Annotated in this window: 18 protein-coding genes; 9 read left to right on the top strand and 9 right to left on the bottom strand. The window is 65.4% G+C overall.

What is annotated here, in order from left to right; genetic code table 11:
* Positions 1-13 precede the first annotated feature (13 nt).
* Positions 14-2,746: a preprotein translocase subunit SecA gene (gene secA / locus MF270_RS20100; RefSeq protein WP_238367575.1), complete on the bottom strand. Its 2,733-nt coding sequence runs from the start codon at positions 2,744-2,746 to the stop codon at positions 14-16.
* A 174-nt stretch (positions 2,747-2,920) separates the two neighbouring features.
* Here secA and MF270_RS20095 point away from each other — a divergent pair, with 174 nt between their 5' ends.
* From MF270_RS20095 to MF270_RS20080, 4 genes are all read left to right on the top strand, one after another.
* Positions 2,921-3,772: a peptidylprolyl isomerase gene (locus MF270_RS20095; protein ID WP_238367574.1), complete on the top strand. Its 852-nt coding sequence runs from the start codon at positions 2,921-2,923 to the stop codon at positions 3,770-3,772.
* A gap of 3 nt (positions 3,773-3,775) precedes the next feature.
* Positions 3,776-5,017, top strand: a complete 1,242-nt coding sequence (gene argJ / locus MF270_RS20090) for a bifunctional glutamate N-acetyltransferase/amino-acid acetyltransferase ArgJ (protein WP_238367573.1) — start codon at positions 3,776-3,778, stop codon at positions 5,015-5,017.
* Complete coding sequence (locus tag MF270_RS20085; protein WP_238367572.1) at positions 5,014-5,412, top strand: (deoxy)nucleoside triphosphate pyrophosphohydrolase; 399 nt, start codon at positions 5,014-5,016, stop codon at positions 5,410-5,412. The genes argJ and MF270_RS20085 overlap by 4 nt, the downstream gene beginning before the upstream one ends.
* Before the next feature lie 248 nt (positions 5,413-5,660).
* A complete protein-coding gene (locus MF270_RS20080) occupies positions 5,661-5,801 on the top strand; it encodes a hypothetical protein (RefSeq protein WP_238367571.1) in 141 nt (46 codons plus the stop codon).
* A 370-nt stretch (positions 5,802-6,171) separates the two neighbouring features.
* Here the strand turns inward: MF270_RS20080 and infB are convergent, their stop codons facing one another.
* The 6 genes from infB to dnaK form a co-directional block, all read right to left on the bottom strand.
* Positions 6,172-8,673, bottom strand: a complete 2,502-nt coding sequence (infB, locus tag MF270_RS20075) for a translation initiation factor IF-2 (RefSeq protein ID WP_238367570.1) — start codon at positions 8,671-8,673, stop codon at positions 6,172-6,174.
* Entirely contained in the window at positions 8,673-9,326 is a 654-nt protein-coding gene (locus tag MF270_RS20070; RefSeq protein WP_238367569.1) for an RNA-binding protein, read from the bottom strand. Before MF270_RS20070 ends, infB begins: the two co-directional genes overlap by 1 nt.
* A 29-nt stretch (positions 9,327-9,355) precedes the next feature.
* On the bottom strand, positions 9,356-11,101 hold the full coding sequence (gene nusA / locus MF270_RS20065) for a transcription termination factor NusA (RefSeq protein ID WP_238367568.1): 1,746 nt from the start codon (positions 11,099-11,101) through the stop codon (positions 9,356-9,358).
* 2 nt (positions 11,102-11,103) lie between these two features.
* A complete protein-coding gene (gene rimP / locus MF270_RS20060; RefSeq protein WP_238367567.1) occupies positions 11,104-11,688 on the bottom strand; it encodes a ribosome maturation factor RimP in 585 nt (194 codons plus the stop codon).
* Positions 11,689-12,119: 431 nt separating this feature from the next.
* Positions 12,120-13,274 carry a molecular chaperone DnaJ gene (dnaJ, locus tag MF270_RS20055; protein ID WP_238367566.1) on the bottom strand — a complete coding sequence of 385 codons (1,155 nt, stop codon included), beginning with the start codon at positions 13,272-13,274 and terminating at the stop codon, positions 12,120-12,122.
* 73 nt (positions 13,275-13,347) lie between these two features.
* A complete protein-coding gene (dnaK, locus tag MF270_RS20050; RefSeq protein ID WP_238367565.1) occupies positions 13,348-15,267 on the bottom strand; it encodes a molecular chaperone DnaK in 1,920 nt (639 codons plus the stop codon).
* Between the two features lie 214 nt (positions 15,268-15,481).
* Here dnaK and MF270_RS20045 point away from each other — a divergent pair, with 214 nt between their 5' ends.
* Positions 15,482-16,093: an alpha-ketoglutarate-dependent dioxygenase AlkB family protein gene (locus MF270_RS20045; protein WP_238367564.1), complete on the top strand. Its 612-nt coding sequence runs from the start codon at positions 15,482-15,484 to the stop codon at positions 16,091-16,093.
* On the opposite strand, the gene MF270_RS20040 is transcribed toward MF270_RS20045, so the two are convergent.
* Both MF270_RS20040 and MF270_RS20035 read right to left on the bottom strand, forming a co-directional pair.
* Positions 16,090-16,692, bottom strand: coding sequence for an SH3 domain-containing protein (locus tag MF270_RS20040; RefSeq protein WP_238367563.1), 603 nt, complete (start codon positions 16,690-16,692; stop codon positions 16,090-16,092). The two genes, MF270_RS20045 and MF270_RS20040, sit on opposite strands and share 4 nt — an antisense overlap.
* Positions 16,689-17,510, bottom strand: coding sequence for an ABC transporter permease (locus tag MF270_RS20035; RefSeq protein ID WP_238367665.1), 822 nt, complete (start codon positions 17,508-17,510; stop codon positions 16,689-16,691). Before MF270_RS20035 ends, MF270_RS20040 begins: the two co-directional genes overlap by 4 nt.
* A gap of 148 nt (positions 17,511-17,658) precedes the next feature.
* Here MF270_RS20035 and cysQ point away from each other — a divergent pair, with 148 nt between their 5' ends.
* The 4 genes from cysQ (at position 17,659) to galE (ending at position 21,437) form a co-directional block, all read left to right on the top strand.
* Positions 17,659-18,456: a 3'(2'),5'-bisphosphate nucleotidase CysQ gene (cysQ, locus tag MF270_RS20030; RefSeq protein WP_238367562.1), complete on the top strand. Its 798-nt coding sequence runs from the start codon at positions 17,659-17,661 to the stop codon at positions 18,454-18,456.
* A 4-nt stretch (positions 18,457-18,460) separates the two neighbouring features.
* The gene (locus MF270_RS20025; RefSeq protein ID WP_238367561.1) at positions 18,461-19,264 is read left to right on the top strand and encodes a 3-deoxy-manno-octulosonate cytidylyltransferase; all 804 of its coding nucleotides are present in this window, start codon (positions 18,461-18,463) and stop codon (positions 19,262-19,264) included.
* A 247-nt stretch (positions 19,265-19,511) separates the two neighbouring features.
* Positions 19,512-20,402 (top strand): UTP--glucose-1-phosphate uridylyltransferase GalU, encoded by an 891-nt coding sequence (gene galU, locus MF270_RS20020; RefSeq protein ID WP_238367560.1) that lies wholly within the window; start codon positions 19,512-19,514, stop codon positions 20,400-20,402.
* A gap of 51 nt (positions 20,403-20,453) precedes the next feature.
* A complete protein-coding gene (gene galE, locus MF270_RS20015) occupies positions 20,454-21,437 on the top strand; it encodes a UDP-glucose 4-epimerase GalE (RefSeq protein ID WP_238367559.1) in 984 nt (327 codons plus the stop codon).
* The last annotated feature ends 21 nt before the right edge of the window (positions 21,438-21,458 follow it).

The raw sequence follows: 21,458 nt of genomic DNA, 5'->3' as shown, positions 1-21,458 counted from the left end.
GGCGCGCGTCAGGTCAGGACAGGCGGCCGTGGCAATGCTTGAACTTGTTGCCCGACCCGCAGGGGCAGGGATCGTTCCGGCCGGGGCTGCCCCAGGTTTCCGGGTCGTTCTCGTCAAACCCCGGCGCGGGCGCGACGGCGGCCTCGGGCTCTGCCTCGCCCTCGTAGGGCGCACCGGGATGCGCGGCCGGGGCCGTATCGGCGGCGCGGTTCTGCTGGGCCTGCTGCGCGGCGAACTGCTTCATCAGCGCCTGCTGCTCTTCCTGCGTCATCGGCCGGATCTGCGCCAGCTTCTGCGTCACCTCGAGGCGAAGGCCGTCAAGCATGTTCTCGAACAGCTGGAACGCCTCGTTCTTGTATTCGTTCAGCGGGTCGCGCTGCGCGTAGCCGCGGAAGCCCACGACCGAACGCAGGTGCTCCAGCGTCAGCAGGTGTTCGCGCCACTTGCCGTCGATGGTCTGCAGCAGCATCTGCTTTTCGATCTGGCGCATGGTCTCGGCGCCGAAGGCCTCGGCCTTTTCGGCCATGAACGTGTCGCTCGCCTCGGTCAGGCGTTCCTTGACCACCTCGCCGTCGACGCCATCCTCGTCGCCCCAGGCGATGACCGGCTCGTTCACGCCGAGATAGGTCAGCACGTCGGCATAGAGCCCTTCCATGTTCCACTGGTCGGCATAAGCCTTGGGCGGCATGTGCTGGTCGACAAGGTCGTCGATCACCTGCTCGCGCATGTCCGAGGTGATCTCGGACAGATCCTCGGCCTCCATGATCTCGCGGCGCTGGGAGAAGATCACCTTGCGCTGGTCGTTCATCACGTCGTCGAACTTGAGCAACTGCTTGCGGATGTCGAAGTTGCGCCCCTCGACCTTGGCCTGCGCGCGTTCGAGCGACTTGTTCACCCAAGGGTGTACGATCGCCTCGCCGTCCTTCAGGCCCAGCGTCGACAGCACCTTGTCCAGCCGTTCGGACCCGAAGATCCGCATCAGGTCATCCTCGAGCGACAGGAAGAACGTGGTCCGGCCCGGGTCGCCCTGGCGGCCCGAGCGACCACGCAGCTGGTTGTCGATGCGGCGACTCTCGTGACGCTCCGACGCCAGGACGAAGAGCCCGCCGGCGTCCTTGACCGCCTGCTCCGCGCTCTCATGCTCGGCCTCGATGCGGGCGCGGATCGCGTCGGGATCGCCCTCGGGGTCGGCGGCCAGCGCTTCCATCACCTTGAACTCGACGTTGCCGCCCAGCTTGATGTCGGTACCGCGCCCGGCCATGTTCGTGGCGATTGTGATCGCGCCCAGCTTGCCGGCATCGGCGACGATCTGCGCCTCTTGCTCGTGCTGGCGGGCGTTCAGCACATTGTGCGGCAGGCCGGCCTTGGTCAGCAGCTGGCTCAGCAGCTCGGACTTCTCGATCGAGGTGGTGCCGACCAGCACGGGCTGCTGTTTCTCATGCGCCTCGCGGATCGCATCCGCGATGGCGTCGTATTTCTCCTGCGCGGTGCGGTAGACGCGGTCGTCCTCGTCCACGCGGGCGATGGGGCGGTTGGTCGGCACTTCGACCACGCCAAGACCGTAGATCTCGGCAAATTCCTCGGCCTCGGTCGCAGCGGTGCCGGTCATGCCCGACAGCTTGTCGTAGAGGCGGAAGTAGTTCTGGAAGGTGACCGAGGCCAGCGTCACGTTCTCGGGCTGGATCTGGCAGCCTTCCTTGGCCTCGATCGCCTGGTGAAGGCCATCCGACAGGCGCCGCCCGGCCATCATACGGCCGGTGAATTCGTCGATCAGCACCACCTGGCCGTCGCGGACGATGTAATCCTTGTCACGCTGGAACAGCTTGTAGGCGCGCAGGCCTTGGTTGACGTGGTGCACGATGGTCGTGCTTTCCGGATCATAGAGCGATTGGTCCTCGGGCAGGATGCCTCGCGCCCGGAGGTGCTGCTCGAGCCAGTCGTTGCCTTCGTCGGTAAAGGTGACCTGGCGCGACTTTTCCTCGATCGTGTAATGGCGTTCGTCGAGATCGGGGATCAGGCTGTTGATCGCCACGTAAAGCTCGGACCGGTCCTGCGACGGGCCCGAGATGATCAGCGGCGTCCGCGCCTCGTCGATCAGGATGCTGTCCACCTCGTCCACGATGGCGAAGTAGTGATCGCGCTGGTGGATCTGGCTCAGCTCGGACTTCATGTTGTCACGCAGGTAGTCGAAGCCGAGCTCGTTGTTGGTCGCATAGGTGATGTCGCACTTGTAGGCGGCATCCTTTTCGGCGTCGGGCTGGCGGGGATAGACCACGCCGGTGCTCATGCCCAGGGCGCCGTAGACCTTGCTCATCCAGTCGGCGTCGCGGCGGGCGAGGTAATCGTTCACCGTCACGACATGCACGCCGCGCCCGGTCAGCGCGTTGAGATAGGCGGGGAAGGTGGCGACCAGCGTCTTGCCCTCGCCCGTCTTCATTTCCGAGATGTTGCCCTGGTGCAGGAAGATCCCGCCCATCAGCTGCACGTCGAAGGCGCGCAGACCCAGCGCCCGGCGGGCGGCCTCGCGGCAGTTGGCGAAGGCCTCGGGCAGCAGGTCGTCAAGGCTTTCGCCGCCCTGCACCCGCTTCATGAATTCGGCCGTCTTCTCCATCAGGCCCAGGTCGGTCAGCTTCTCGAACTCGGGCTCGAGCGCGTTGATCTTTTCGACGAGGGGCCAGGTCTGCTTGACCTTGCGGTCGTTGGGCGTGCCAAAGACCTTCTTTGCGAGCGAACCGAGACCGAGCATGTCTTCTCCAGACGATAATGACGCTTTCGTGCGGGCCGCGACGCTTGCCCGCGGGACATGATGCCCATAGGTAGGGCGGCATCAGCGCCTTTTCGGCCCTTGGCGGATGTAAGCGGCGTGTCTGGAAGTGTCAACGCCACGCGGAGACGCGGGCAGGAAAGGAAAGGTTTTCCCATGAATAGTCGCACCAAGAGCCTGCTGGCCGGGGCCGTCATGGCCACCCTCGTCACGCCCGCATGGTCCGAGAACCACGGCGGCGCCAGTGCCGACATGGTGGTCGCGACGGTGAACGGGGCCGAGATCACGCTGGGCCACATGATCCTTGTGCGGGAAACCCTGCCCGACCAGTACCGCAACCTGCCCGACAATGTGCTGTGGGACGGCATCCTGGACCAGCTGGTGCAACAGCAGCTGCTGGCCCAGACCCAGAAGACCGAAAGCCGCCGCGTCGAGGTCGCGCTCGAGAACGAACACCGCGGGCTGCTGGCCGCCCAGGCGGTCGAGGGCGTCGCCAATGCCGCCGTGAACGAAGAGGCGGTGCGCGCTGCCTACGAAGAAATGTATGCCGCCGAGCAGGGGCAGGAATTCAACGCGTCGCATATCCTGGTCGAGACCGAGGAAGAGGCGGCCGCCCTGTTGGCCGAGCTGGACGGCGGCGCCGATTTCGCGGCGCTGGCGCGAGACAAGTCGACCGGCCCCTCGGGCCCCAACGGCGGTGAGCTGGGCTGGTTCGGCGAAGGCATGATGGTCGCCCCCTTCGAGACGGCCGTGCTGCAGATGTCGGTGGGCGAGGTCGCGGGCCCGGTCCAGACCCAGTTCGGCTGGCACGTGATCAAGCTGAACGACAAACGCGAGAAGGCCGCGCCCGAGCTCGACCAGGTGCGCGCCGAGGTCGAAAGCCAGGTGCAGCAGAATGCGATACAGGCTAAACTGGCCGAGCTGACGCAGGCGGCGCAGATCGAGAAGACCGAGGTCGAGGAAGTCGATCCTTCGCTGCTGCGCCGGATCGAGCTCCTGGAGGACTGAGGCTTGGCCAAGAACATTCCCGTCTCGCCGCTCGCACCCGAGCGGTTTCCCGACCTGCCGGTGATCGCCGGGGTCGAATTTGCCACCGTCGCGGCCGGGGTGCGCTACCCGGGCCGCACGGACGTGATGCTGACCCGGCTGGCGCCGGGGTCGGTGGTGGCGGGGGTGTTCACCCGCTCGGCCACGCGGTCGGCCAACGTGCTGGACTGCCAGGCCAAGATCGGCGGCGATGGCGACGCGGGCGCGGCGATCATCGTGAACTCGGGCAATTCCAATGCCTTCACCGGCAAGGCTGGCGAAGAATCGGTGGCGGCGATCTGCGCCGAAGTGGCCAAGCGGCTGGACCTGCCGGCGACCCGCGTCTTCACCAGCTCGACCGGGGTGATCGGCGAACGCCTGCCCCATGACCGCATCACCGCCAAGGTGGACGAACTGGCGGGCGCCCTGTCGGACGGCGGGGCCGAGGCGGCGGCGCGGGCGATCATGACCACCGACACCTTCCCCAAGGGCTGCGCCCGCGAGATCGAGCTCGGCGGCCAGACGGTCAAGGTGATGGGCTTTGCCAAGGGTTCGGGCATGATCGCGCCCGACATGGCGACGATGCTTGTCTACATGTTCACCGACGTGAAGATTTCCCGAAGCGCGTTGCAGGCCATCACGTCTGAGGCGAGCGACGCGACCTTCAACCGGATCACGGTGGACAGCGACACCTCGACCAGCGACACGCTGCTCTTCGGCGCGACGGGCGCTTCGGGTGTGGAGTACGATGCCCTCGACCCAGTCGGCCGGGCGGCTTTCGGGAAAGCCGTGCATGAGGTCATGCAGGACCTCGCATTCCAGGTGGTGCGTGACGGCGAAGGGGCGACCAAGTTCGTCGCCGTCTCCGTGACCGGGGCCAAGACGGATGCCGACGCGGACCTCGTGGCCAAGGCGATCGCCAACTCTCCGCTGATCAAGACCGCCATCGCGGGCGAGGATCCGAACTGGGGCCGCGTCGTCATGGCGGTGGGCAAGTCGGGCGCCGTGGCCGACCGCGACACCCTGTCGATCCGCTTCGGGGATATCCTCGTGGCGGAAAACGGCTGGGTCGCGCCGAGTTACAAGGAAGACGACGGCGCCGCCTACATGAAACGCGAAGAGATCGAGATCAACGTCGACCTCGGTATCGGGACCGGCGCGGGCCAGATGTGGACCTGCGACCTGACCCATGGCTACATCTCGATCAACGCGGATTACCGGTCGTGAAATCGGTCCTCGTTTCGGCCGTCGCGCTCATTGATCGCGACGGCCGCGTGCTGCTGGCGCAGCGCCCGGAAGGCAAGTCGATGGCCGGGCTGTGGGAGTTTCCCGGCGGCAAGGTCGAGCCGGGCGAGACGCCCGAAGAGGCGCTGGTGCGCGAGCTGCAGGAAGAACTGGGGATCGACACCTGGGAAAGCTGCCTCGCGCCGCTGACCTTTGCCTCGCATCGCTACGAGGATTTCCACCTGCTGATGCCGCTCTTCGCCTGCCGAAAGTGGAACGGCATCGTCGCGCCGCAGGAAGGGCAGCGAATCGCCTGGGTGAAACCGGCGAATCTGCGCGATTACCCGATGCCGGCCGCTGATCTGCCCCTGATCCCCATTCTGCGCGATTGGCTATAGCTTGGGCATGCCGCATTGCGGCGTTCCAAGAAACGGGCGAATCATCCCGATTCGGGCGGGGTAATCAACATATTTGTGTGGTTCACACAAGTATACCTCAGGCATTTGTCATCAAAATGATAAGTTTTCCGCTTCGCGTTAACACTTTTTAAGCTATATTGAGAATACACTCATACGGGCCGCGCATTCCGGGGATGCATCCAAGCGGTCTACACTCAATCGTCGGCTTTTTTGGGGAGGTCGAAGAAATGCTCAGGACTATCAACGTCGGTAACTACATCTCAATCCAGGGTCAGTTCGTGCAGACGCTGTCGGACGGGCGCGTCTCGGTGCGCGTCGGCAACCAAGTCTACACCGGCAAGCCCGTCGGAAGCACCAAGGCCGCCTGACCCTTGGGGCGGGTCCGCACAACCGGATCCGCCGATTCAGGACACGTAAACTCCAGACTGATGGGGTCGCTTCATGCGACCCCTTTTTTGCATCCGGGCGAAGGTTTTTGCCAAGACCCGCCCGGACCTTGGTCGGAGGGGACGCCAGGAACACTGAGTGGCGGTAATTTCCACTGAACCCGGTCCGGGTACCGAACCGGGTCCTCCCCGACGCCGCCCCCTTTCAATGACCTGAGATCAGCCTAGGAAAGATGCGGCCCGCGTTCAGGGGGAAAGCCGCGCCGACCTTCCCCGCCAGGCACAGCCTTGGCGCGAAACGACACGGGCCCGGCTTGCGCCGGGACCGTGTTTCGTTCGAAATCAGACGTGATCAGAGCGACCGCTCGACCTCTTCCCGCTCGAAAATCTCGATGACATCGCCGGGGCGGACGTCGTCGTAATTCTCGAAGGCCATGCCGCATTCCTGGCCCGACTGGACCTCGGCGACCTCGTCCTTGAAGCGCTTGAGCGTCTTCAGCGTGCCCTCGTGGATCACCACGTCGTCGCGCAGCAGGCGCACGCCGGCCGACCGGCGGGCGACGCCCTCGGTGACCAGGCAGCCCGCGACCTTGCCCACGTTGGAGACCTTGAAGACCTCCTTGATGTTGGCATAGCCGATGAAGTTCTCGCGGATCTCGTTCGACAACAGGCCCGACGCCGCCGCCTTCACGTCGTCCACGAGGTCGTAGATCACGCTGTAATAGCGGATCTCGACGCCCTTCTGGTTGGCGCTGTTCCGGGCCGGTGCGTTGGCACGGACGTTGAAGCCCATGATCGGCGCGCCGGACGCTTCGGCCAGGCCGACGTCGGTTTCCGTGATCGCGCCGACACCGTAGTGCAGCACGCGCACGCGCACCTCGTCGTTGCCGATCTTTTCCATCGCCTGGACGATGGCTTCGGCAGACCCCTGCACGTCGGCTTTCACGATGATCGGCATCTCGGAGACGTTCTTGTCGTCCTTGGCCTTCTGCATCAGCTGCTCGAGGGTCGTTGCCGCCCCTGCCGCCGCGCGCTTTTCCTTGGCCGCCTGCTGGCGATACTCGGCGATCTCGCGGGCCTGCGCCTCGGTCTCGACGACGTTCAGAACGTCGCCCGCCTCGGGCGTGCCGTTAAGGCCAAGCACCTCGACCGGAACCGACGGGCCGGCTTCCTTGACGCGTTCACCCTGGTCGTTCTCCATCGCGCGGACCTTGCCCCACTGCTCGCCGACGACAAAGATGTCGCCCTGCTTGAGCGTGCCGTTCTGCACCAGGACGGTGGCGACGGGGCCGCGGCCCACGTCCAGCTGCGCCTCGATCACGGCGCCCTCGGCGGCCCGGTTCGGGTTCGCCCTGAGTTCCAGGATCTCGGCCTGCAGCGCAATGGCCTCGAGCAGTTCGTCCAGGCCCTGGCGGGTATGGGCCGAGACCTCGACGTCCTGCACTTCGCCCGACATCGCCTCGACGACGACCTCGTGCTGCAGCAGGTCCGTGCGCACCTTGGTCGGGTTCGCGGCCGGCTTGTCGATCTTGTTGATCGCGACGATCATCGGCACGCCCGCCGCCTTGGCGTGGGCAATGGCCTCGACCGTCTGCGGCATGACCGCGTCATCCGCGGCCACCACGAGCACGACGATATCCGTCACCTGCGCACCGCGCGAGCGCATCGAGGTGAAGGCCGCGTGACCGGGCGTGTCGAGGAACGACAGCACGGCCCCGTCCTTGGTCGTGACCTGGTAGGCGCCGATGTGCTGCGTGATGCCGCCCGCTTCGCCCCCGGTGACATTGGTCTCGCGGATGGCGTCCAGCAGCGAGGTCTTGCCGTGGTCGACGTGGCCCATGATCGTGATGACGGGAGGACGCGGCTGGAGATCTTCCTCCTTGTCCTCCACGCTGTGGATCACGTCCTCGACGTCGGCATCCGAGACGCGGACGATCTTGTGGCCGAATTCCTCGATGATGAGCTCGGCGGTGTCGGCGTCGATGGTCTGGTTCTGCGTGACCATCATGCCGTTGTTCATCAGCGCCTTGACGACTTCGCCCACGCGCTCGGCCATGCGGTTGGCCAGTTCCGACACCACGATGGTCTCGGGCACCTGGACGTCGCGCACGATTTTCTCGCGGCTCTCGGCACCGCCCATCGCCTTCTGGCGCAGACGCTCCTGCTTGCGCTTCATCGCGGCCATGGACTTCTGACGGCCACCTTCGCCCGACAGGGCCTGGTTCAGCGTCAGCTTGCCCGAGCGGCGACCGGAATCGTCGCGGGTGCGGCGTCCGCCGCGATCCTCTTCGCGTTCCTTCTTGCGCGACGGCGTGGCCGCGGGCGCGGCTGCAGCCGGACCGCGCGCGGGTGCCTGGCGCTGCGCGCGCTGCTCGGCATCGGGTGCCGGAGGCGCGGCCTGGGCGGCGGCCGCACGGACGGCGGCCTCTTCCTCTTCGCGCTTCTTGCGCTCTTCTTCCTCGGCCTTGGCCTTGAGCGCGGCTTCGCGTTCCCGCTCCTCGCGCTCCTTGGCTTCCTGTTCCGCCCGACGACGCTCGCGCTCTTCCTCGCGCGCCTTTTCATCGGCGGCGCGCTGCGCGGTTTCCTCGGCTTCACGCGCTTTCGCGGCCTGCAGCGCCTTCAGCCGACGCTCCATCTCGGAATCCGAGATGCCGGCCGGGCGCTTGCTGCCATCGGTGCGCACGTTGCCACCGGCCGCAGTGCCACCGGCACCGGCCTTGGGGACCACGACGCGCTTGCGCTTGGTTTCCACGACGACGTTCTTGGTCCGTCCATGACTGAAGCTCTGCTTCACGTTCCCGCTCCGGGGACCGCCACGTACGCCCAAGGGTTTTTTTCCGTCGGTATCGCTCATCAACTATCTTTTCCTTTCGGGCGGCCCCTGCCACCGTCGCGTTCGCGGGTCTGCTGGTCCGGATTGACGCGCAGCCCCTTCAGCCTTGCGGCTTCCTCTACAACCTTTCCCCTGAGTCCACCAGAGCCAAGCGCGGCATGGACCACGGATTGTCGCCCGAAGGCCATCCCCAGCTCATCCTGCGTCAGCCAGCCGACCCAGCGGGCCCCTGTCGGGGTCCATAGTTTTCCCTTGCCCCGGTCGGATCCGTCCGACGCCTGGAGCAACACGCGGGCGCGGCCCCGGTCCAGCCATTCCTTGACCTTCTCGAAGCCCGCGATCGCGTCGCCGGATTTCCGCGCCAGGCTGATCAGGTCGATCAGCCGCCGCGCCATCAGCCGGTCGACCTGGGCCACCAGGTCTTCCGGCACCCGGACCTGTGTCTTGGCCGCGCGGGGAAAGAGATTCTTGTTCACCGCCTTCTCAAGCGCCGCACGATCGGCCGAAACCCAGATGCCCCGGCCGGGAAGCTTGCCGCCGATGTCCGGAACGATGCTGTCGTCCGGACTCACGACAAAACGGATCAATTCAGATATAGGGCGCACCTCGCCCGTTGCAATGCACTTGCGCTCGGGGCCCGTCGCCTGATCCGTCATGTCGTCTTGCTTCGCCATCGCGGCTCCTTCGCACCGAAGGCCTGGGATCAGGCCTCCGCCTCCTCGATCTCGTCACCCTCGTCCGGGGTCAGTTCCTCGGGGTCGACCCAGCCCAGCATGACGCGGGCGGTCATGATCAGGTCCTGCGCTTCCTCGAGGCTCATGTCGAAGGGTTCGAGGATACCGTCGTCCTTCACGCGCTCGCCGTTCTGGGTCGTCCAGCCACCGGCCAGTTCCCAGTCCGCGCAGGTCGCGAAATCTTCCAGCGTCTTGACGTCGTCCTTGGCCAGCGCCTCGACCATCTGCGCGGTCAGGCCCTCGAACTGGATCAGGCTGTCTTCGGCCCCCAGTTCGCGTGCCTTTTCCAGCGCCTTGCGGGCCTGTTCCTCGAGATGCTCGCGCGCCCGGGCCTGCAGCTCGTTCGCGGTGTCCTCGTCGACGCCGTCGATGACCAGCAGCTCGTCCAGTTCGACATAGGCCACCTCTTCGAGGTTGGTGAAGCCTTCCGAGACCAGCAGCTGGGCGAAGAATTCGTCAAGGTCCAGCGTGTCCATGAACAGCTTGGTGCGCTCTTCGAATTCCTTCTGACGGCGTGCCGATTCCTCGGCCTCGGTCATGATGTCGATGTCGAGCCCGGTCAGCTGCGAGGCGAGGCGCACGTTCTGACCACGGCGGCCAATGGCCAGGCTCAGCTGCTCCTCGGGCACCACGACCTCGATCCGCTCGGCTTCCTCGTCAAGAACCACCTTGCTGACCTCGGCCGGCTGCAGCGCGTTCACGAGGAAAGTCGGGACGTCCTCGTTCCAGGGGATGATGTCGATCTTCTCGCCCTGCAGCTCGTTCACGACGGCCTGCACGCGGCTGCCGCGCATACCGACGCAGGCGCCGACCGGGTCGATGGACCCGTCATAGGACACCACGGCGATCTTGGCGCGCGAACCGGGGTCGCGGGCCACGGCCTTGATCTCGATGATGCCGTCGTAGATCTCGGGCACTTCCATCTTGAAGAGCTCGGACATGAACTCGGGCGCGGTGCGGCTGAGGAAGATCTGCGGGCCCCGCGTCTCGCGGCGCACATCCTTGATGTAGCAGCGGATGCGGTCGTTCGGGCGATAGGCCTCGCGGCCGATCTTCTCGTTCCGGCGCAGGATGCCTTCGCCCCGACCGATGTCGACGATGACGTTGCCGTATTCCTCGCGCTTGACGACACCGTTGATGATGGTGCCGGCGCGGTCCTTGAATTCCTCGTACTGGCGGTCGCGCTCGGCCTCGCGCACTTTCTGCAGGATCACCTGCTTGGCGCTCTGCGCGGCGATGCGGCCCAGCTCGACGGGCGGAACCTCGTCCACCAGCTCATCGCCGTCCTGCGGGAAGACGCCCTGGTCGACGGTCGGGCTGCCCTTGCCTGTGGTCTTCAGCAAAAAGCGGCGGAAGGTGCGCTTGGTCGGGGTATCCTCGCCTTCCAGCTGCACGGTCTGGCGGGCCTCGACCACGCTGACCGCGGGGCGTTCGCCCTGGACGATCTCCATCGCCTGGCGGGCGGTCAGCTCGGCCTGGAAGTTCTCGATGTCATCCTCGTCCACCACGGTGCGGACGCGGGTAAAGGTCGCCCGGCCGGTCTTGCGGTCGATGCTGACGCGGATGTCCATCTCGGCGCCGTAGCGCGACTTGGCCGCACGGGCGAGCGATTCTTCCATCGCCTCGACCACGAGACCGGGGTCGATCATCTTCTCGCGCGCCACCGCCTCGGCGGTCTGCAACAGTTCCAGCTGGTTGGCAGAGGTGATAGCCATCTTCACTCCTCCTCGTCCGAGGTCTCGGCCTCGATGTCATCAAACTTGGACTCGTCGAAACCCGCGTCCTTGCGGGCCCTGAGCATTTCCGCGATCAGCTCGTCCGTCAGGACCAGCTTGGCATCCGATAGCCAGTCGAACTGCAACCCCACGGTCACGGTCTCGCCGGCTTCCTCGATATTGATCAGCACTTCGCCGTCCTCGACGCCGGCCAGCTCGCCCTTGAAGCGCTTGCGCCCGCCCTGCATCTCGGCGGTCTCGAGCCGGGCCTCGTAGCCCTCGAAGGTCTCGAAATCCTTGAGCCGGGTCAGCGGCCGGTCGATGCCGGGGCTCGACACCTCGAGCGTGTAGGGGTCGGTAATCGGATCCTCGACGTCCAGCACGGCGCTGACGGCGGTCGAGATCCGGGCGCATTCGTCCACCTCGATGCCGCCGGTCGGGCGCTCGGCCATGATCTGCAGCGTCTTGGTCTTGCCGCCCATCAGCCGGATGCGGACCAGCTCGAAGCCCATGTCCTCGATGACAGGGCCCACGATCTCGGCCAACCGGCGGTCGATGGCAGCCTTGGCGATCAGGTCGTTGGACATGGGATCCTTTCGCTCTTCGGTCGGGGTGCGTTCAAGCACAAAAAAACGGGCGCGCGGCCCGTCACAACTGTCCGGTGGAGCTTCGGGGGTGGAGGCCGAAGCGCCGCTGTTGAGGCGCGTATACGCCCCCCGCCTCGAATCTGCAAGGACAATCGCGAGAGGTGCGTTGGGCGCGCCGGTCCCCCTTCATCTTGCCAATAAACTCCCGCCGGAGGCATCCGCCAGACACCACAAGAGGCGACGCCCGCATGTGGCGTCGCCTCTCTGTTTGATGAATGAAAGCGCGCGGAAGCGCTCATTTTGATCGGGTCCGCGGAACGGCAGGCCCCTGGGGTTCCGCCAATGGTCTGAGACCGGGGCACCGCCCGTGATCTGACCGAAAGGTCCACTGGCCCTTTCGCCCGCGCCGCAGGCGGCACGGGTTCGTCAGATCACCCCTTCATCGAATCCCAGAAGGTCTTCACCGAGGAGAAGAAGCTCTTGCTCTCGGGGTTGTTCTCCTCCGACAGCTCGGCAAATTCCCGCAGCAGCTCCTTCTGGCGCGAGGTCAGGTTGACCGGGGTCTCGACCGCCAGCTCGATGAACATGTCGCCATGCAACCCGCCGCGCAGGGCCGGCATGCCCTTGCCGCGCAGGCGCATCTGGCGCCCCGACTGGCTGCCCGCCGGGATCTTCACCCGGCTGCGGCCGCCGTCGATGGTCGGCACCTCGATGTCGCCGCCCAGCGCAGCCGTGGCCATGGCCACCGGCACCCGGCAGTGCAGGTCATTGGCATCGCGCTCGAACAGGTCGTGGGTCCGCACCTCGATAAAGATGTACAGATCCCCCGACGGCCCGCCGCGCATCCCCGCCTCGCCCTCTCCGGCAAGTCGGATGCGCGTGCCCGTCTCCACCCCCGCGGGGATGTTGACCGACAGCGACCGATCCTTCTGCACCCGGCCCTGGCCGTGACAGGTCTTGCAGGGGTTCTTGATGATCTGGCCCAGGCCCGAACAGGTCGGGCAGGTCCGCTCAACGGTAAAGAATCCCTGCTGCGCCCGCACCTTGCCCATGCCCGAACAGGTCGGACAGGTGGTCGGCTCGGCCCCGCCCTCGGCGCCCGAGCCCTCGCAGGACCCGCAGGCGACCGAAGTCGGCACGTTGATCGTCTTTTGCAGGCCAGAATAGGCCTCTTCCAGCGTCACGCGCAGGTTGTAGCGCAGGTCGGCGCCGCGGGCCGCGCGCTGCCGGCCACCCGGCCCGCCGCGCCCGCCCATGAAATCGCCGAACAGGTCGTCGAACACGTCCGAAAAGGCCGAGGCGAAATCGCCCTGCCCACCGGCGCCACCGGGCCGACGACCACCGCCGCCGCCCATGCCACCTTCAAAGGCCGCATGGCCGAACCGGTCATAGGCCGCCTTCTTGTCGGCGTCCTTCAGGACCTCGTAGGCCTCGTTGATTTCCTTGAACTGCGCCTCCGCGTTCGGGTTGTCCGAGTTGCGGTCCGGGTGCAGTTCCTTGGCCTTCTTGCGATAGGCCTTCTTCAGCTCTTCGGCCGAGGCGCCCTTGGCGACGCCCAGCGTCTCGTAATAATCTCTTTTCGCCATGGATTATCCCCTTCAGGGAACAAGAAGGGCCGGCCCGGTGATCGGACCGGCCCTCCGGGTTCCATCGCGCCGCTTACGAGCGCTTGTTGTCGCCGAGGTCCTCGAAGTCCGCATCGACGATGTCATCGTCATCCGCCGGCCCCGAAGCCGTACCCGAATCCGGCGCATCCGACTGGCCACCCTCGTCCTGGCTGGCCTTGTAGATCGCCTCGCCCAGGCGCATCGCCGCCTCGGTCACGTTCTGGATGCCCGACTTGATCTTGTCGGCATTCTCGTTCTCGAGCTCGTCCTTGAGCGCGGCCACGGCCAGTTCGATCGCCTCGATGGTCGACGGGTCGACCTTGTCGCCATGCTCCTCGATCGATTTCTCGGTCGAGTGGATCAGGCTCTCGGCCTGGTTCTTGGCCTCGACCAGCTCGCGACGGGCCTTGTCCGCATCGGCGTTGGCCTCTGCATCCGCGACCATCTTCTCGATGTCCTCGTCCGACAGGCCACCCGACGCCTGGATGGTGATCTTCTGCTCCTTGCCGGTGCCCTTGTCCTTGGCCTGGACCGACACGATGCCGTTGGCGTCGATGTCGAAGGTCACCTCGATCTGCGGCATGCCGCGCGGTGCCGGCGGGATGTTTTCCAGGTTGAACTGGCCAAGCATCTTGTTGTCGGCAGCCATCTCGCGTTCGCCCTGGAACACCCGGATCGTCACGGCGTTCTGGTTGTCCTCGGCGGTCGAGAAGATCTGGCTCTTCTTCGTCGGGATGGTCGTGTTGCGGTCGATCAGGCGGGTGAACACACCGCCCAGCGTCTCGATGCCAAGGCTCAGCGGGGTCACGTCCAGCAGGACCACGTCTTTCACGTCACCCTGCAGCACGCCGGCCTGGATCGCGGCGCCCATGGCCACGACTTCATCCGGGTTCACGCCCTTGTGCGGCTCTTTGCCGAAGAACTTGGTCACCTCTTCGATGACCTTCGGCATCCGGGTCATGCCGCCGACCAACACGACTTCGTCGATGTCCGAGGTCGAGAGGCCCGCATCCTTCAGCGCGGCCTGGCAGGGCTTCAGCGAGCCCTTGATCAGGTCGCCGACCAGGCTTTCCAGCTTGGCGCGGGTCAGCTTCATGACCATGTGCAGCGGCTGACCGTTCGAGCCCATCGAGATGAACGGCTGGTTGATCTCGGTCTGGCTCGAGCTCGACAGCTCGATCTTGGCCTTCTCGGCCGCTTCCTTGAGACGTTGCAGCGCCATCTTGTCGGCCCGCAGGTCGACCGAGTGCTCTTTCTTGAACTCGTCCGCCAGGTAGTTGACGATCCGCATGTCGAAGTCTTCACCGCCGAGGAACGTGTCCCCGTTGGTCGATTTCACCTCGAACAGGCCATCGTCGATCTCGAGGATCGTGACGTCGAAGGTACCGCCGCCAAGGTCATAGACCGCGATGGTGCGGGTCTCTTTCTTGTCAAGGCCATAGGCCAGCGCGGCGGCCGTCGGTTCGTTGATGATCCGCAGCACCTCGAGACCGGCGATCTTGCCGGCGTCCTTGGTGGCCTGACGCTGGGCGTCGTTGAAATACGCGGGCACGGTGATGACGGCCTGCGTGACTTCCTCGCCCAGGTAGGATTCCGCGGTTTCCTTCATCTTCTGCAGGATGAAGGCCGAGATCTGGCTGGGGCTGTACTTTTCACCGCGGGCTTCGACCCATGCGTCGCCGTTGCCGCCGTCGATGACGTTGAACGGCATGTTCTTCTTGTCCTTGGCAAGATCCGCGTCGTCGTTGCGACGGCCGATCAGGCGTTTGACGCCAAAGACGGTGTTTTCCGGGTTGGTGACGGCCTGGCGCTTGGCGCTTTGGCCGACGAGGCGTTCGTCTTCGGCGAACGCGACGATCGAGGGGGTGGTGCGTGCCCCTTCGGCGTTTTCGATCACGCGGGGTTGCGACCCGTCCATGATGGCAACGCAGGAGTTGGTGGTGCCGAGGTCGATACCGATCACTTTGGCCATGTTTCGATCCCTTCTGTCTTAAAGGCGATGTCCCGAGACGCGGACCCGTTATGGCATCCCCGCCCCGATTGTGAGGTGACCGGGTCACACCCGATCACGGTTCGGAGGGTATATAAGGAGGCGAATTTGAGCCTGCAACCACCGGCATGATGGTTCTGGCGGGATTCTGGTGCAATTTGACACACGGACCACAAGCTGTGCACGAAAGCGAAACATGCGGCATGAAACACCTTTGACGGTAAGAGGTTGCACGCTCCATCCGGGGCTGCTCGAGCCGGCCGAACAGGCCGCGCTGGTCGAAGCCGTGCGCGAGGTGGTGCGCGCGGCGCCGCTGTTCCATCCCGAGACGCGGCGCGGCCAGCAGATGAGCGTGCGCATGACCTCGGCCGGGTCGGTCGGCTGGATCAGCGACCGGCGCGGCTATCGCTACGATGCGCGGCACCCCGGCGGCATGGCCTGGCCGCCGATCCCGCCCGAGGTGCTGGCGGTCTGGGACGCGGTCGCGGGGGTGGACCGGCAGCCCGACAGCTGCCTCGTCAACTTCTACGGGCCCGAGGCCAGGATGGGGATGCACCAGGACCGGGACGAGGCGGATTTTTCGATGCCGGTGGTGTCGATCTCGCTGGGCGACGACGCGCTGTTCCGCGTCGGCAATGTCGAACGGGGCGGCAAGACCGAATCCGTCTGGCTGCAGTCCGGCGACGTGGTGGTGATCGGCGGCGATGCGCGGCTGGCCCACCATGGGGTGGACCGCATCCGCCCCGGCACCAGCACGCTGTTGCGCGAAGGCGGGCGGCTAAACCTGACGCTGCGGGTGGCGCTCTAGTCGGCCTGCAACGAACAACAGCCCATGTAGTGGCCCGAGTTGTCGCCCGCCCCCTCGACCAGGAGGCCCAGCGAGATTCCGTAGACCCGGTCGGACATGCCGTCGGAACAGTCCCGCGCCTCGATCATGCCGGTCATCCGGGCGGCGCCTGACGTGGCGGTGAAGGCCATGCCGATCGGCGTGCCATAGGCGCGTTGCAGCCCGCTGGCCGCATGGACCGGCCCCTTGTCGCCGAAGAGGTCGAACTGCGCCGTCTCGCCGGGCACGAGGTCGAGATCCCAGAACGGTTCGGTCCCGCCGCAGCTCAGGCGCGGCGCCAGCAGCGCGGGGCCTATGTCATGCAGGGCGAGATAGCGCAGGGATGTCCAGCCCGCGCCCTCGCCCGTGTTGACAAGGCCCCAGCCGTTTTCTTCCGCGATCACCTCGACCCCGCGCGCATCCGGGGCCAGCGTGCCGAGGATCGGCGCCCCTGCGTCCGGCTCGGCCCGGATGTTCAACACGTCGTCCGCGGCGACCCCGGTCACGTCGTAAAGCTGCGGCCAGACCTCGGCCGCAGCCGGTGCGGCGCACAGCAGCAGAAGGGCCAGCACCCGGATCATCGCTTGGCCGCCCAGGAGGCGCTGGCATGTTTGCGGGTGTAGAATTCGCCCATCAAGCCGATCATCAGGAAGGCAATGCCGAACCAGATCGGGTAGGTCAGGTTGGAATTGTGCGGAAAGTAGTTCTTGAACGCATAGCCGCGCGACTGGTCGATGGTGTGGAACAGCGGGTTCCAGTTGAACATGGCGATCATGTAGCCGGGCAGCTGGTTGGCCACGAACATCTTGCCCGAGGCGATCATGTTGGCCCGCTGGTAGACGGTCGAGAAGATCGACACGAAGGTCGGCGCCCAGGGTTTGACCGCCAGCAGCACCAGCCCGATGGCCCCGCCGGTGAACCAGGCCAGCAGGATCATGCCCATGCAGCCGATGGGATCGTAGATCTCGATCGGGCCCCAGCCCACGTCGTAGGCAAACAGGATCACGAAGACCGACAGCACCTGGATGTATAGCGTCGACAGCATGGCCGCGCAGACCGAGATGATCGGGTTCATCGGCGCATGCTGCATCATCGGAGAGGTCGGCCCATCGGCCCCCGACACGGCCCCCATCGCCTTGATGTGGGTCATGTAGAGGAAGATCCCGGTCATGATGTAGACCATGAAATCGCCCCGGATGGCCGAGCCGCGCAGGCCCAGCATGACGAACATCACGTAGAAGGCGAGCACGAAGATCACCGCCTGCAGCATGTTCACGGCCAGAGCGACAAGCGCATTGCCATGGGTCTTTCGGACCTGCCGGACCGCGACGTGATACGTCACCTCGGCCATCGCCAGGGCGGACGAGAGACGCGACCGGGGGCGCGTTTGCTGGAACATCGTGCGGTCTGCCTCGCGCATCTGTGCCGCTGACGGGCTTTTTGGCACGGAATTCTTGCCGATCCGTTGCCATCCCATCATAAGGACTTCGGCCCCGAAATCAACAATTCCGCCGCCCCGGCCCGGCGGGCACGTCTGGAGAAGCAATTTGGATTACGCGAAACTGACCGAAGTCATTCGTCGCCTCGCGCTGGAAGCCGGCGACAAGATCATGGACATCTACGACGCCGACGATTTCGACGTGAAGGTGAAATCGGACGAAAGCCCGGTGACCGAGGCCGACGAGGCCGCCGATGCGCTGATCAGCGCCGGCCTGCGCGCCGCCTTCCCCGACGTGGCCCTGGTGACCGAAGAGCAATCGGCCAGCCATTCCGAGACCGCGAACACCTTTCTCATCGTCGACCCGCTGGACGGCACCAAGGAATTCATCAAGCGCCGCGGCGATTTCACCGTGAACATCGCCTATGTCGTCGACGGCAAGCCGCAGCGCGGCGTGGTCTACGCGCCCGCCAAGGGCCGCCTGTTCTACACCCAGGCCGATGGCACCACGGTCGAAGAGACCGGCGATTTCGCCAAGGACAGTGTGGGCGCCACCACCCCGCTCAAGGTCCGCACCCCGGACAATGACGCGCTTTATGTCGTGGCGTCGAAGTCGCACCGCGACCAGGCGACCGACGATTACATCGCCAAGTACAAGACCGCCGACATGAAAAGCGCGGGCTCGAGCCTCAAGTTCTGCCTTGTCGCCACGGGCGAGGCCGACATCTACCCCCGCGTCGGACGCACGATGGAATGGGACACCGCCGCCGGCCATGCCGTGCTGCTGGGCGCCGGGGGCGACGTGATCCGCTTTGACGATCACACGCCGCTCACCTATGGGAAGGAGGATTTCGCAAACCCCTTCTTCATCGCCTATGCCCCGGGCGTGGAGCTCAAGAAAGCCTGACGCCATGTCCACGCTGATCGTCATCCCCGCCCGCTACGCCTCGACCCGCTACCCGGGCAAGCCGCTCGCGACCCTCACCGGCGCCGGCGGCGAGGCACGCACCCTGATCGAACGGTCCTGGCGCGCCGCGACCGAGGTCAAGGGCGCCGACCGCGTGGTCGTGGCGACGGATGACGATCGCATCCGCAAGGCCGCCGAAGGGTTCGGCGCCGAGGTCGTGATGACCTCGGAGGCCTGCGAGAACGGGACCGAGCGCTGCGCCGAGGCCCATGCCAACCTCGGGAGCGGCTACGACATCGTCGTCAACCTGCAGGGCGACGCGCCGCTGACCCCCGCCTGGTTCGTCGAGGACCTGGTCACCGCGCTGCAACGTGACGACAGCGCCGATATGGCCACCCCGGTGCTGCGCTGCGACGGCGCGGCGCTGGCCGGTTTCCTCGAGGATCGCAAGGCGGGCCGCGTCGGCGGCACCACGGCGGTCTTCGACCGGAACCGGCACGCGCTCTATTTCTCCAAGGAGGTCATCCCCTACACCGGCCGCACCGACTGGGCCGGCGCGGCGGAGACCCCCGTCTACCACCACGTGGGCGCCTATGCCTACCGGCCGGCGGCCCTGTCGCTTTACCCTGGGTGGACACCGGGACCGCTGGAAAAGCTCGAAGGGCTCGAGCAGCTGCGGTTCCTCGAGAACGGGCACAAGATTCTCTGTGTCGAGGTCCAGGCCCGCGGCCGCCAGTTCTGGGAGCTGAACAATCCCGAGGATGTTCCCCGCATTGAGGCCATGATGCAGGCAATGGGGATGAACTGACCAAAAATTGGGCAGGCCGGGAAAGGTAAGGGATTCCGGCCATTTCCGAAATTTACGTTACGTCCTATAGTAACAGTTGACCGATGTTATACTTCGCATTGTAGATGAGTCGTGACAGCGGCCGCCAGAACGACCGAATACGGTTTTTTAAGGGACCGGCGTGCGATATCAGTTATGCGAGTTGCACGGACTTGCAGCCGCCGTCCGTCCGGGACGGCCCAAGAATAGAAGATAGCGAGGATTTCTCATGCGCACCAAAGTTACCAAGGCGATCTTTCCGGTTGCTGGCCTGGGCACCCGGTTCCTGCCGGCGACCAAGTCGGTCCCGAAGGAGATCATGACCCTGGTTGACCGCCCGCTCATCCAATACGCCATCGACGAGGCACGCGCAGCCGGAATCAAGGAATTCATCTTCGTGACCTCGCGCGGGAAATCCGCGCTCGAGGATTACTTCGACCACAACCCGGTGATCGAGAACGAGCTGAAGCGCAAGAACAAGACCAAGCTGCTCGAGGTTCTCAAGGAAACCGACATGGACAGCGGCGCCATCGCCTACATCCGCCAGCACAAGGCCCTGGGCCTTGGCCACGCGGTCTGGTGCGCCCGCCGGCTGATCGCGAACGAACCCTTCGCCGTGATCCTGCCCGATGACGTGATCGCCGCCGACAAGCCCTGCCTGCAGCAGATGGTCGAAGCCTATCAAGAAACCGGCGGCAACATGGTCGCCGCGATGGAAGTGTCCCCGGAAAAGGCCAGTTCCTATGGCGTGCTGGACGTCAAGGACGACATGGGCTCGCTTGTCTCGGTCCAGGGCATGGTCGAAAAACCCGAACCCGGCACCGCGCCGTCGAACCTGGCGGTGATCGGCCGCTACATCCTGACCCCGCAGATCCTGCGCAACATCAACGGCCTCGACAAGGGCGCCGGCGGTGAGCTGCAACTGACCGATGCGATCGCTCAGGAAATCCCCAAGAACAACGTCTACGGTTACCGGTTCCGCGGGCAGCGGTTCGACTGCGGCTCCAAGGCGGGCTTCCTGCAGGCAACCGTGTCCTTCGGCCTTGCCCGCGACGACCTGAAAGACGACCTGCAGGCCTACCTGCACGAGATCATGTCGGTGGAGAAGGCTGCGCAGTAAGCGCGGCCTCTCGCCCCCCTACCCTGACAGAAGATCGACAGGAGCACCCACGTGGCAACCGTTCTCGTCACAGGCGGCGCCGGCTATATCGGCTCGCATGCCTGCAAGGCATTGAAAGCGGCGGGCCATCTGCCCGTCACCTATGACAACCTCGTCACCGGCTGGGAAGACGCGGTCAAGTTCGGCCCGTTCGAAAAGGGCTCCCTTCTGGACCGCGCGCGGCTGGACGAGGTCTTCGCCAAGTACCAGCCCGAGGCAGTCATGCATTTCGCCGCCCTCAGCCAGGTCGGCGAGGCGATGAAGGAGCCGGGCAAGTACTGGCGCAACAACGTCGAAGGCAGCCTGACGCTGATCGAGGCGACGGTGGCCGCGGGCGTGAAGCATTTCGTCTTCAGCTCGACCTGCGCCACCTACGGCGAACATGACAACGTCGTGCTGGACGAACACACCCCGCAAGAGCCGCTGAACGCCTACGGCGCCTCCAAGCGCGCGGTCGAGGATATCCTGCGCGATTTCGGCGCCTCGGACGGGCTCGAGGCGGTGATCTTCCGCTACTTCAACGTGGCCGGTGCCGACCCCGAGGGCGAGATCGGCGAGCATCATCGCCCCGAGACGCACCTGATCCCCGTCATGCTTGAAGCCGTGGCGGGCCAGCGCCCGGCGCTGACGATCCATGGCACCGATTACGACACGCCCGATGGCACCTGCATCCGCGACTACGTCCATGTCTGCGACCTTGTGGACGCGCATGTGCTGGGCATGAACTGGCTGCGCGACGGCAAGGGCAGCACGGTCTTCAACCTCGGCACCGGCTCGGGCTTTTCCGTGCGCGAGGTGATCGACCATTCCGCCGCCGTGACCAATGCCGAGGTGCCCTTTTCCGAGGGACCCCGCCGCGCCGGTGACGCGACCAAGCTGGTCAGCGGCTCGACCCGCGCGGAAAAGGAGTTGGGTTGGACCCCGGGCCGGTCTAACCTGACCCAGATGATCACGGATGCGTGGCGCTGGCACAACAACGGGCATTACGACAAGTAACCCCCTGCCCGCGCTACCGAA

This window comes from Mesobacterium pallidum, from assembly GCF_019966535.1.
Classification (GTDB): domain Bacteria; phylum Pseudomonadota; class Alphaproteobacteria; order Rhodobacterales; family Rhodobacteraceae; genus Mesobacterium; species Mesobacterium pallidum.
This window is presented reverse-complemented; position numbering and strand designations above follow the sequence as displayed.